The organism is Hymenobacter terrestris, from assembly GCF_013377905.1.
GTDB classification, from domain to species: Bacteria; Bacteroidota; Bacteroidia; order Cytophagales; family Hymenobacteraceae; genus Hymenobacter; species Hymenobacter terrestris.
The window spans coordinates 1-10,913 of record NZ_JABKAV010000090.1 but is presented as its reverse complement, the minus strand read 5'-3'; the positions used below and the strand labels follow the sequence as shown (position 1 = coordinate 10,913).

The window sequence follows — 10,913 nt, the reverse complement described above, 5'->3', positions numbered from 1 at the left end:
ATTGAAGGAGCGTTCAGCGCCTAACTTAGGCCTATGTGGAAAGCCTCGCTAAAAATCATTCTGACAAACTGGATTCACTTTCCTGGCTTTTACGCCACGTGCTATCTATCCGGTATTTGCTTTAAGGCGCTTGGCATTGACGGCGTGAACGACAGTTGGGAATCGGTTCTGTTTGAATCGCCCCTAACCATACTTCTTGCATTCATCCTCTACGGCCCCATCATCATTGGAGGCTTCTACGCGGTGATTGGCGGTCTCGACGTATTGTGCTTCAACTTGCTAAAAATCCAGGCGTGGAAGATTCTAGTGCTGGAATGGCTTTTGATAATTCCTTGCTTCATCAACTGGGCATTTGAGTACAAATTCTGGATTTGGCTCCCCCTGTGCGTGTCGTTTCTGATTACCCAGTTGATTAGAAAAGGACCAATCGAGAGGTTGTTGAAAAAGTCTGCACCGAGCAGTTTAGCCTCTAAATCTTTCCCATCGTTAAGCTAATCCCATAAAGTGTAGAATGGGCCATTAATGGTGGTTCAGCCAAACGGTCCGAAGGTAAACGCGCTGTGTTTGAAAAAAGGAGGGGTGAGTCATCCGCCGTTGGCTATTGCCATAGCTTGTGCTCGGTGACCTTTACGCGTAGCTTGCCCAGCCTGTATCGACCATGGACTCCGCCAAAACAATCGAGTAAAATCACATGACCATGGGGTACCAAAGCTACTGCTCGTAGTTTCTCCTCCCGTGGCCACTGTCTAAACTCCTCCTCATACTGACAGAAGACGACCTCGCGTAGGCTGTGCATGTCTCTAATACTATTGGGTAGCGATGTAAGGTGATTGTTTGAGAGGTTCAGCACCGCCACGTGTTGCAATAGCCCTACTTGTACGGGCAGTGAATCTAGCTTGCAGGCGGACAGATCTAACCTTTTAAGCTTCCGCAGGTCCTTAATTTTGTAAATGAGGTCTGCCACGTTTAGGTGGGGGTTGCCGGAAACGATCAACATTTCCAGATTGGTTAACTGCTGAATGCTGGTGGGGAGTGTAGCAATCCCTTGACGGGAAAGGAACAACGTTTTCACGCTGCGGGGATGAGCAGCTGCGCTATCTAGATTTTCAAAGAAGTGCTTATCAACCACCATCCCGCCTTTCATGGCGGGGCGTTGACAAGCCCCGAGTAACCACAGGACTACGAGGGTTTCGAGTGCTGCTTACCCTTCGACTGTTGGCAGCATCGCCGCCGAGATTTTTATTCCCGTGGTTTTCTCCTGCTCCAGGGCCTTTTTCAATCGCTCCGACACGTACAGACCGCTGCCGAGGTAAAACAAATCCAGCGTCCGGTCCACATGCGGGGCCAGCACCAGGTGTTCGGGTAGGGCCAGAAAGGAATTGAAGGCTTCCCCGAACGCCGCGTGATTGGAGAAGCGGTGCTGCTGGTAGTTGCCCAACAGGGGGCTGCCGGTGTAAAACGTGGACCGGGCGTAATCAATGCAGTCCAAGTCCAGCCGTTGGAATCGCACCAACGAGTAGGCGTTCAGCCCGTGTTCGTCCGGGTTGAGGGCCACGGGAAACACGTGCGTGATCCGGGTGTGGAACGCCGACAGCAGGGCCAGGGTCTTGCGCTTTACTAAAAAAGGGAACCCATATAACATCGGGCCAAAGGACAGCACGTCGGTCAGCTTGGCCCGGGGCACCACGCGGAGACCGGTAATGGCCAACGCCTTCGCTGGGTCGCTAAAAACCCCCTCCGTTTCGTTAAAAGGGGCCGACCGAACGGCGGCCAGAAAGGCGTCGTCGCAAATCTCGACCTGCATGATGCCGTTGCGCACCCCAATGACCTTTGGGTCGGAGGGAAGGGTCAGTTTGTAGCAGAAAGGGACCGTACCGCCTCGGGAGGCGGGGCGAGCGGCAGGCGCTAGGGCAACCAGGGACGCGGCGGTCAGCGCGGCCAGGGCTAGCGGCTCGCCTACCCCCGCCGATTCGTACACCCGGTCGCTGTCATGCGCCGTTGCCGCCACGGGGACCCGGCCCCATGCCCGTCCCTGGGCCTGGGCCGCACGGTGGGCATTGGCCACTAATTCCTGCGCCCGCAACTCGACCAAGGCCGCCGCCAGGTCCCGGGACGGCTCCAGGGGGCCACCGGCCGGTTGGTCTGCGGCCGCGTAGCGGGCAAAGGCCGCGTGCCCGGCCTCGAGGCCACGCAATAGGAATGGCTCGGCCGCTGCTACGAGTTCCTCGTTGGCGAGCCAGTCCCCGTCAGCTCCGGCCTCGTAGGCGAACCCGTCCAGGAACCACGCGTCGGGATTGGCATCAAAGGCATTGAGTTCTAAGCACAGGGCGCCGACCGGGCCTTTGCGGGACGCATGCGCGTAAAACGCGTCGACCCAAGCCAGCAACTCGTCGCATTGAGCCAAGAAGCTTGCGCCTCGCAGGGCGTGAAACACCGTTGACGGCAGCGCATCCAATGCGGTCTCGACCTCGACGATGGCCCCGGACAGGTTACCGGCGTGCAGACAGGCGTCGAGGCGCCCCCACACGCCGGTTTCGGGTTGGCTCATTGACAATACAGCAGCGGATAAAAGCGGGAGGAAGCAGCAAAGTAAACAGCTAAATAAGGGTTCAGGAAAACGGTCCGAAGCTAAACGCGCTTTATTAAGAATTACGCGCGTTTAGCCCTAAGCCGTAACGGCTGTCCGGACGGACCGGGCGACCAGCTTACGAGCAGCCACCGTGTCCTCGGCCGGCCGGCGGACGAGGACACGGTGGCTGAAGCTACCCACGCGGTAATTAAAAGGCGAGCAGGCAGTGTGAGTCATATAAAAAGCGGGGTCTCCGACGTGACTGGGGAGGAAGAAGCGGGGCGCACGGCGACAGCCAGCCGTTGAGCGCACCAATTCCAAAGACGATTCATAGCTCAGATGGTGCAAGGGTGAAAAAAGAACTCTGCAAAGGTCCGGCCGGCCTGTTAGCGCATTATTGCGGCCATATCAACATTATATTATCTTAGAGGGCGGCGTAAGTCCGGCGCCAATTGGTGAGGAGCGATAAATTCGGCTGCCGGCGGCGGCCAAGCTTTATTAGCCCCCCTTGGGGTATACATACAGGGTTGCTGTGGTGACTTGTACCTGAACGGGCATAGGTAGCACCTCATAAATCCCTACCATGGGCGTATTCGTGACGGCTATGGCACGGTGGATGAAGTAGGCTAAGCGAATCTTATGTAAGGGCTTACCCGACCTTTTTCCGGCCACCTCCAACAGGCATTCCGGGGGGGCTACTCCCCTCCCTGCCATGGCGGCTAGTAGTTGTTTTTGTGCGGGGGAAACGCGTAGGCGGCCAGGCAGGCATCGGCGGCCTACGCAATGAACTGCTGGCGCTGGCCGCATTCCTGCTCAAGCCACAGTTCGCAGTAAAAACTGTCGAGGCGGTAGAGTTCGACGCTGTAGTTCTCGTGCCAGCGCTGGTTGAGGTAGGTGGCGTAGTGGTTGAAGTACAACTGCTGCCGGTCGTAGGGCAGCTGCTGGAACTGGGCAGCGGTAGCAACCATCATTGGAAAAGCTAATTAAGACAGCCAAGTATAGCCGTTGCCGGCCATATTATCACCGCGACCGGCGGGCCGCCGGTCGCGGTGATAATATGGCGGCGGCTACCATAATCAAACAGCTAAAAAGACCACCCGGTAGCGGGTGACCTTTTTAGCTGTTTTATTGACTGGCCGCTTGGGTGGGCGGGAGCACCAGACAGGTTTGCAGCGGCGTCGAGGCCGGTGACGCGCAGCAGGTAGAGGCCGGCGGGTATGCGGACGGGCAGCTGCAACTGCTCGGCGTTGGTGGCCGCTTGCAGCGGCTGGCGTTGGTGGGCCCGGCCAGTGGTGTCAAGTACGTCGAGGGGCAGGTCCTGCCCGGCCGTTCAACGCGAGCGTGAGACCAGAGGTGTCCGGGTGGGAAGCCACGGTGAGGGCGTCAGCCAGCTCGCCAGCGTTCGGGGCAGTCAGGTTGATGACGTATACCTACGCGAGAAATTGGCCGGACACCTCCCGGAGACCAAGCAAGGTTGTACGTTCCCTTCACGCCCGGCAGCCCACCTCCGACAGCTTCTCTAAGCAGATTCCATTAAGCACCACAATAGCAAGCAAGTGTCGATAAAATTCGCAACCTTCAGGGCAAGCATTGCGAATACCTTATGCTTGCTAACCGCGCCTAGTGACTTGGCTTTGTGTGGGTTATTTCGACTGCCATGGCCATTGCCCTCCAGTTCTTATTCAAAACTGTTTTACCCCAAATTTTTATGGGCAAAGACAAAAAGAAGCGTTCTAAGAAAGATCTGGCATCAGAAAACATTCTTGATACTGCGGCCCTGACGCTAAAGAAATTTCGTAAAGTGACTAAGCTGATTGCCAAGCTAAGCACGGGGCAGAAGCTGGTGGGTGGCGTAGCGCTGATGGCCGCTGGCCTCACCTACTTGGCCACCCGCGAAACGGAAGTGGACGAACCCACTGCCAACCACCATCGCCACGACCGCCATCACCACGGCCACCTGAAAGAATCAGCCACCGGGCCGAACTTCTCCACCGAGGAACTAGTCGCAACCCGACACCACCCCACTTCCGCCGCGACTCGCGAACCCCGCAAAAACCTGAAAGCGTAGTAGCATTTCACCGCTGCCGGTCGGCGCATCAGCATCTACAGTGTGTTAATATCTTCCCTTCAACCCGAATGTCATGAAAAAGGCCAAGAAGATCAAGAAGACCAAAGCTGGCAAGAATACCCTGCTGGGCGGCGCCGCCAAGTCCCTTAAAAAGCTGGGCAAAGGTATCGGCAGCATGAGTACCACCAAAAAGATAGTCGGCGGTGCCACGCTGGTAGCCCTGGGATTGGGGTATTTGTCCAAGCGCCATGACCATTCGGTAACTACTGCTGCTGCGAGCAACGCCGAGGACAGCCTGGCCGAGTTGGACGGCAACGTTTAGAGGGCTGTTGTAAAGCAACCAGGGATAAACCTTCGGTCGGAATTTCTCCCTAGTGGTTTAAGTAGAACATCGAACCAGGTGAGGGCCGTGTACTTCGAAGGACGAGACGCACGATGCGGCCTAGCGGGCACGGCGCCGACCCAATCCCCGCGCCAACTAGCGAAACTTGGCCAGCGAAACCTGGCCACCGCCGGCCGGTCTGAAACCGGGGTGTCAGTCGGCAATTCACTTTAGGGTGAGCCCCGCCCGGCGGCGGGCCGTGCAACCCCACTAGCCCTGCTTCAAGCTAACTGCTTCGATGATGCCCCACACGCCCGTCCGCGAGGGGCGCACCGGCCTCTACTTCTGGGTGGGAGTGGCCGGCACCGTGCAGGCCGGCGTCCCGACGCTTACTTGGGGCGGTTACCATTGTGTTACAATGACCTGAACGCCTTTCAGGTAGCGAGCAGGGGCCGTACTTTTGAAATGAAAAGCTACTTAAGCCCCGCATTGGTCTGGATGAGCCAGATCGGTGCGGGCACTAGCGTTTCGCCAGGCAGAGTAGCGGCACCAACCTTTCGGTAGTGGTGGCTGAGTTTCCCGCGGGCCTTGTCGAGCAGCGATATTTGTTAGTTGACGGTTGTTTGCCGGGCTTTCCGCTGGCCACACAGTAGTGCCCCTGCTTGTCCTATTCTCCTTCCCCAAGGCCTTACGTGCTGCCGGCAGAGAGGTGCACCAGCCGTTACGCGAGTATACTTTGTAGCGGCTAGCGGCTTGGCAGTGATGCCTGCTCCTGCTCGCGCGCTACCCCATCTACTTGTGGAAATAAATGTTGAGCGGTGGTTACTGCCAAAGCCAGGGCATAATCTCGGCCAGCGGCAGCTGCCCCGCTACGTAGCGGGCCACCAGAATCTGGCCGGCAGTACTGGGCGGGGGCATGCCGCTCAACTGCAAGGCCCGGTTGATGCTCAGTAATCGCCGGGTAGTGGAAGCCGGTGCAGGGGGCAGCACCGCTGGCGGGCTGCTGAGGGGGCTGCTGAGGGGGCTGCTGAGGGGGCACTTATCGAAAAGGATATGAGGCATGTGGAAGCAAGTATGGGTTGCGCTGGCAAAGCTCGCTTGGCCAGGTGATGCGAATGTGCCCCACCCGTCATGCTTTTGTTATCCCGGCCAGAAAAGCGGGGTGGCGGCCGCCACCAAGCCAGCGGGAGTGGTTAAGGTGCCGGATCTGGTAGCCGGCCCCAAAATCCAGCCACCGTAGCACAACCTGCACGGGATTACCCGGTGCCGGCCCAACAGGCAAAAAAGAGATCTAACCATAACGTGCCCGTAATACCTGATTCACAGCAGAACCGGACCTTTGAGGTGAATCAACGGACTGACGTGATGCATGCTCCTGGCTCGATTCCACTCCTAGGCCGCCTGGTAAGCTGGTTAGGTTATTTGCTCTTCCAATCGGCGCTGGTAGTTCTCTACGGACTGCACCTGATTCGGGCGTTTCGTTCGCCATTTCGGGCCAACGAATTGCCCCGCGCCGCGATACAACCTCATTTTTGGGCCCGCCCGGTTATCGGATGAGCAAACCCACACCGCGTCGTCAGCTCGAAGTAGTCGTCATTTCCGACGTGCACTTGGGTACTTACGGCTGCCACGCCGGGGAGCTGCTGCGCTATCTGCGCAGCATCCGGCCCAAGGTAGTAGTGCTCAATGGAGACATTGTCGACATCTGGCAGTTCAGCAAAAACTACTGGCCTGCTGCCCACATGCGCGTGGTGCGCCACCTGGTGGGCCTGCTGGCCAAGGGCACCCGCATCCATTACATTACCGGCAACCACGACGAGCTGTTGCGCCGCTTTGCCGGTACCCGGCTCGGGGGCCTGTCTATTGTTAACAAGGTGGTTCTGGACTTGCCCGCTGGCAAAACCTGGCTTTTTCATGGCGACGTGTTTGACGTGACCATGCGCCACGCCCGCTGGCTGGCCCGGCTGGGCGCGCACGGCTACGACGCGCTGATTTTACTGAACCGTGTGGTCAACTTTGTGCTCAACAAGCTGGGGCGTCCGCGCGTGGCGTTATCTAAGGCGGTGAAAGACCGCGTGAAAGGGGCCGTGAGCCTGGTGGGCAATTTTGAACAGACGGCGGCCACCATTGCCGCCGACGCGGGTTACCGTTACGTGGCCTGTGGCCACATTCACCAGCCCGCTATCAAGCCCGTGCAAACCAAACGCGGCGAGGTGGTGTACCTCAATTCCGGCGACTGGGTAGAGAACCTGACGGCGCTGGAGTACACCACTGCTACCAGCTGGCAACTCTACCAGTACGCCAACGACCCCAGTATGCAGTTGCCGGCCCTACCCGACCCCGACGACCTCGATACGGCCGATATCCTGCTCTCCAGCCTACTGGCTGAATTCAATATGGCTCCGTAAGGAGCCCCCTTCGCCGGCTGCCTCGAAACCAAACCGGGCTGCTGCCCCTAACCCGCCGCTATGCCCCGTATTCTTTATGCTATTCAGGGAACCGGCAATGGTCACCTGAGCCGGGCCCTGGATATCGTGCCGCTGCTGCAAGAACGAACCCGCCACCTCGATGTGCTGGTAAGCGGTCCGGCCGCCGATATTCCCCTTCCCTTTCCGGTGCAGTACCGGTGCCACGGCATGGGGTTTGTCTTTGGCAAAAAAGGCGGCATCAACTTCACTAAAACCTTTTGGCAGTTGAACTCGGCGGCCTTTGTGCGCGAGGTACGGGCATTGCCTTTGGATAAGTACGATTTGATTATCAGCGACTTTGAGCCAGTGTCCGCGTGGGCCTGTCGGCTGCACGAGCGGCCCTGCGTAGCCCTGAGCCACCAGAGTGCCGTGCTACATCCGGCCGCGCCCCGGCCCAATTTACCCGATCCGGTAGGCCGGTCCGTGCTCCGGCATTACGCGCCCGCCACGGCTCACTACGGTTTTCACTTCGCGGCGTACGCGCCCGGAATTCATACGCCCGTCATTCGTCGGCAGGTGCGGGAGCTGTTACCCGAGCAGCGGGAACACTACACGGTGTACTTACCCGCTTTCGAAGAGAAATTACTGGTGAACCGGTTGCGCTACCTCAGCCGCACCGTTCGCTGGGAGGTCTTCTCCAAGCACAGCATCCGCGAGGCCGAATATGGCAACGTGCGGGTGCGGCCCGTGAGCGGCGCGGCTTTCACCAACAGCCTAGCGCGCAGCGCGGGCGTGCTCTGCGGCGCGGGTTTCGAAACGCCTGCCGAGGCCTTGTACTTAGGCAAGAAGCTGCTGGTGATACCCATGAAAAATCAGTACGAGCAGGCGTGCAATGCGGCCGCGCTGGCAAAAATGGGCGTACCGGTAGCCAAAAGCCTGAAAAACAAGCACCTTGATACGCTGGACCACTGGCTGCGCGAGGGCCGGGCAATACCGGTGCACTACCCCGACGAGACCGGGCAGATTCTGGACACCTTGCTGCGGGAGCACGCGGCGACGCCTGCCCCGACCATTTCCGTTTAGCGGGCAGGGGCGGAAGGAGTGCGGAAGGGTGTTATGGCAGGCAGAATCGAAGGCTTTATAGCGCAACGGTATTTTCAATCAGCAGACACCACTACTACCAGCCATGCATCGCATCATGCAACATGAGAAGGCTTGAGAAGAGGTAAACCACTTGTTTTCGCTTCCTACTCACCCGACTTAGTGCCGGGCCAGTAGTTGTCATACAGCTGCCGGCCCAGCGCCCCCCATTCTTGCTTTCATGACCGATCTGCCCGCTGCTTTCTTTCCCCCTACCACCCCTGTACTCTACTCCCGCGCCGATTTTGGGCCTGACTTTCGCTGGGGCGTGTCGACGGCGGCCTACCAGACAGAGGGCAGCTGGGATGCCGAGGGCAAGGGGCCTAGCATCTGGGATGCGTTTGTCCGCGGCCGGCGGGCGATTAAAGGCCGTGCAACGGCCGACGTAGCCAGTGACTTTTATCGGCGCTGGCCCACTGACCTGGACCTCATGCAGCAGTTGGGTATTACCAACTTCCGGTTCTCGACGGCTTGGGCGCGGGTGTTACCAACGGGTACGGGCCCGGTAAACGCCAAGGGGCTGGATTTCTACGACCGGCTGGTAGATGGATGCCTGGCCCGCGGCATCTCGCCGTGGCTTACCGTGTATCACTGGGACTTGCCCCTGGCTTTGCAGCAGCAGGGCGGCTGGACCAACCGCGCCGTAGTGGGTTGGCTGGCCGATTACGCGCAGCTGCTGGCTCGCCGCCTCGGCGACCGGGTGCAGCACTGGCTGGTGCTCAATGAGCCCATGGTATTTACGGGGGCGGGGCATTTGCTGGGTCTGCATGCGCCGGGCCGCCGCAGTTTGGGCGCTTTCCTGGCCGCTACCCACCACGCCACGCTGGCTCAGGCCGAGGGCGGCCGGGCGCTGCGGGCCGTTTTACCCGCCTCGGCCCAAATTGGCACTACCTTCTCGTGCTCCTACCTCACGCCCTGGCGAGCGGGGCTGCCCCGCGACGAGCGGGCCACCCGCCGCGCCGATGCCCTTCTCAACCGGCTGTTTGTGGAGCCGGCCCTGGGGCTGGGCTACCCCACCACCGAGGCCCCGCTGCTTAACCGCTTAGAACGTTACCTGCAGCCCGGCGACGAGGCGCGGTTGCCCTTTGCATTTGACTTTTGGGGAGTGCAGAACTACACCCGCGAGGTCGTGCGCCACGCCCCCTACGTGCCGCTGCTGTGGGCCAACCTGGTGGGGGCGGCCCGGCGCGGCGTACCCTACACGCAAATGGGGTGGGAGGTATTTCCCGAAAGCCTGTACCACATGCTCCGGCAGTTCAGTGCCTATGCGCGCGCGCCGCGTCTGTTGGTTACCGAAAATGGCGCGGCCTTCCCCGATATAGTATCTGCCGCCGGCCAGGTGCATGATGTCGCCCGGCGAGCCTACCTGCAAGCCTGTATTGGACAGGTGTTGCGGGCTCAGCGGGAAGGCGTAGCCGTGGAGGGCTACTTCGCCTGGTCCTTTACCGACAACTTTGAGTGGGCCGAGGGCTATGCGCCGCGCTTTGGACTGGTGCACATCGACTATGAGACCCAGCAGCGAACCGTGAAGGACTCCGGCTGGTGGTACCAGCAACTGCTGGCCGGCGAAGCACTAACGACTACTCCATCCTTAGGCGGCACTACGAAACAAGCTACTTGCTGCTGATTATCAATAACTGATGCGCCGCACCAGCGGCACCCTTCGATTAGCAGCCGTATTCCCTGCAACCGTTGCGGGGCGTTGCTAAAGCCAAAGCGCCGCAACCTGATTTGCTTCCGAAACCGAGCGAGCTAAAGCATAACGGCCACCCCTGCAGGGATGGCCGTTATGCTTTCGGGTAGGGACCAGGGCTAGCGAGTGAGTACCAGGCGAGTTTGCAACGGGGCAGTGCCGGGGCCGCTCACGCGCAGCATGCCGGCCCCATTGGGCTGGAGGCCAAAGACGAAAGCGGGCGACTCGCTCAGCACGTCGTCCGACCAAATCAGGGGCAGAATCTGCAGGGGCTCGAACCCAGGTAATACTCTCACTAGGTTTGGAGTCACAGAGTGCACCTTAAGCTCAACTGGTTTGGCAGGCTTGTCATCGTTGCAGGCTGCCAAAACGAGTATCAGGCCGAGCATGGCGGGGCGGGCGGCTTGCAGGAGGGCAGCTATTTCCATAAGGAGGGCAAGTGGGGCCAGGACGGCGGTTGAACTACTGGCACAAAAGTATTTGAGCAGTATTAACCCACTGTGAACCGATCATTAGCAATTAGTTGTCCTACCGCGCCTGACAGTTTACAGGTTGAGGTAGGGCTTGCGGGCAGCTCATCACGGCGGGGTACGTTATCAGGGGGAAACCCGCCGGGATGAGCTACCCGCCCTGGCCCCGTCCCGGACCAAGCCGGGCCCAGTTTACTTTTTGGCACAGCAGCAGCACCCCGCTGCCCCGCGCCAGGGCCACAG

13 protein-coding genes are annotated in these 10,913 nt (G+C 59.4%); 7 read left to right on the top strand and 6 right to left on the bottom strand.

What is annotated here, in order from left to right:
* Positions 1–33: 33 nt before the first annotated feature.
* Positions 34–495: a hypothetical protein gene (locus HW556_RS17080; RefSeq protein ID WP_176901335.1), complete on the top strand. Its 462-nt coding sequence runs from the start codon at positions 34–36 to the stop codon at positions 493–495.
* A 103-nt stretch (positions 496–598) separates the two neighbouring features.
* On the opposite strand, the gene HW556_RS17075 is transcribed toward HW556_RS17080, so the two are convergent.
* The 4 genes from HW556_RS17075 to HW556_RS17060 form a co-directional block, all read right to left on the bottom strand.
* Complete coding sequence (locus HW556_RS17075; protein ID WP_176901334.1) at positions 599–1,144, bottom strand: leucine-rich repeat domain-containing protein; 546 nt, start codon at positions 1,142–1,144, stop codon at positions 599–601.
* A gap of 57 nt (positions 1,145–1,201) precedes the next feature.
* On the bottom strand, positions 1,202–2,548 hold the full coding sequence (locus HW556_RS17070) for a hypothetical protein (protein ID WP_176901333.1): 1,347 nt from the start codon (positions 2,546–2,548) through the stop codon (positions 1,202–1,204).
* 117 nt (positions 2,549–2,665) lie between these two features.
* On the bottom strand, positions 2,666–2,806 hold the full coding sequence (locus tag HW556_RS17065) for a hypothetical protein (protein WP_176901332.1): 141 nt from the start codon (positions 2,804–2,806) through the stop codon (positions 2,666–2,668).
* Between the two features lie 539 nt (positions 2,807–3,345).
* Complete coding sequence (locus HW556_RS17060; protein WP_176901331.1) at positions 3,346–3,540, bottom strand: hypothetical protein; 195 nt, start codon at positions 3,538–3,540, stop codon at positions 3,346–3,348.
* An 830-nt stretch (positions 3,541–4,370) separates the two neighbouring features.
* Here HW556_RS17060 and HW556_RS17055 point away from each other — a divergent pair.
* The 3 genes from HW556_RS17055 to HW556_RS18845 all read left to right on the top strand — a co-directional run bounded on the left by HW556_RS17055 (position 4,371) and on the right by HW556_RS18845 (position 5,386).
* Positions 4,371–4,637, top strand: a complete 267-nt coding sequence (locus HW556_RS17055) for a hypothetical protein (protein WP_176901330.1) — start codon at positions 4,371–4,373, stop codon at positions 4,635–4,637.
* Between the two features lie 73 nt (positions 4,638–4,710).
* Positions 4,711–4,959, top strand: a complete 249-nt coding sequence (locus tag HW556_RS17050) for a hypothetical protein (protein WP_176901329.1) — start codon at positions 4,711–4,713, stop codon at positions 4,957–4,959.
* 301 nt (positions 4,960–5,260) lie between these two features.
* Positions 5,261–5,386 carry a hypothetical protein gene (locus tag HW556_RS18845; protein WP_262890016.1) on the top strand — a complete coding sequence of 42 codons (126 nt, stop codon included), beginning with the start codon at positions 5,261–5,263 and terminating at the stop codon, positions 5,384–5,386.
* Positions 5,387–5,781: 395 nt separating this feature from the next.
* Here HW556_RS18845 and HW556_RS17045 read toward each other — a convergent pair whose 3' ends face one another.
* Positions 5,782–6,021, bottom strand: coding sequence for a hypothetical protein (locus HW556_RS17045; RefSeq protein WP_176901328.1), 240 nt, complete (start codon positions 6,019–6,021; stop codon positions 5,782–5,784).
* 491 nt (positions 6,022–6,512) lie between these two features.
* On the opposite strand from HW556_RS17045, the gene HW556_RS17040 reads away from it, so the two are divergent.
* From HW556_RS17040 to HW556_RS17030, 3 genes are all read left to right on the top strand, one after another.
* The gene (locus HW556_RS17040; RefSeq protein ID WP_176901327.1) at positions 6,513–7,367 is read left to right on the top strand and encodes a UDP-2,3-diacylglucosamine diphosphatase; all 855 of its coding nucleotides are present in this window, start codon (positions 6,513–6,515) and stop codon (positions 7,365–7,367) included.
* A gap of 60 nt (positions 7,368–7,427) precedes the next feature.
* Positions 7,428–8,450: a glycosyltransferase family protein gene (locus tag HW556_RS17035; RefSeq protein ID WP_176901326.1), complete on the top strand. Its 1,023-nt coding sequence runs from the start codon at positions 7,428–7,430 to the stop codon at positions 8,448–8,450.
* Between the two features lie 238 nt (positions 8,451–8,688).
* The gene (locus HW556_RS17030) at positions 8,689–10,134 is read left to right on the top strand and encodes a GH1 family beta-glucosidase (protein WP_176901325.1); all 1,446 of its coding nucleotides are present in this window, start codon (positions 8,689–8,691) and stop codon (positions 10,132–10,134) included.
* Positions 10,135–10,319: 185 nt separating this feature from the next.
* Here the strand turns inward: HW556_RS17030 and HW556_RS17025 are convergent, their stop codons facing one another.
* Entirely contained in the window at positions 10,320–10,628 is a 309-nt protein-coding gene (locus HW556_RS17025) for a hypothetical protein (RefSeq protein WP_176901324.1), read from the bottom strand.
* Between the last annotated feature and the right edge of the window lie 285 nt (positions 10,629–10,913).

What these genes read in the sequence shown, in the direction of transcription:
- HW556_RS17070 (WP_176901333.1), bottom strand. Translation starts at nt 2,548, where the DNA reads ATGAGCCAACCCGAAACCGGCGTGTGGGGGCGCCTCGACGCCTGTCTG.
- HW556_RS17060 (WP_176901331.1), bottom strand. Translation starts at nt 3,540, where the DNA reads ATGATGGTTGCTACCGCTGCCCAGTTCCAGCAGCTGCCCTACGACCGG.
- HW556_RS17075 (WP_176901334.1), bottom strand. Translation starts at nt 1,144, where the DNA reads ATGAAAGGCGGGATGGTGGTTGATAAGCACTTCTTTGAAAATCTAGAT.
- HW556_RS17025 (WP_176901324.1), bottom strand. Translation starts at nt 10,628, where the DNA reads ATGGAAATAGCTGCCCTCCTGCAAGCCGCCCGCCCCGCCATGCTCGGC.
- HW556_RS18845 (WP_262890016.1), top strand. Translation starts at nt 5,261, where the DNA reads ATGCCCCACACGCCCGTCCGCGAGGGGCGCACCGGCCTCTACTTCTGG.
- HW556_RS17045 (WP_176901328.1), bottom strand. Translation starts at nt 6,021, where the DNA reads ATGCCTCATATCCTTTTCGATAAGTGCCCCCTCAGCAGCCCCCTCAGC.
- HW556_RS17040 (WP_176901327.1), top strand. Translation starts at nt 6,513, where the DNA reads ATGAGCAAACCCACACCGCGTCGTCAGCTCGAAGTAGTCGTCATTTCC.
- HW556_RS17080 (WP_176901335.1), top strand. Translation starts at nt 34, where the DNA reads ATGTGGAAAGCCTCGCTAAAAATCATTCTGACAAACTGGATTCACTTT.
- HW556_RS17065 (WP_176901332.1), bottom strand. Translation starts at nt 2,806, where the DNA reads ATGACTCACACTGCCTGCTCGCCTTTTAATTACCGCGTGGGTAGCTTC.
- HW556_RS17035 (WP_176901326.1), top strand. Translation starts at nt 7,428, where the DNA reads ATGCCCCGTATTCTTTATGCTATTCAGGGAACCGGCAATGGTCACCTG.
- HW556_RS17030 (WP_176901325.1), top strand. Translation starts at nt 8,689, where the DNA reads ATGACCGATCTGCCCGCTGCTTTCTTTCCCCCTACCACCCCTGTACTC.
- HW556_RS17050 (WP_176901329.1), top strand. Translation starts at nt 4,711, where the DNA reads ATGAAAAAGGCCAAGAAGATCAAGAAGACCAAAGCTGGCAAGAATACC.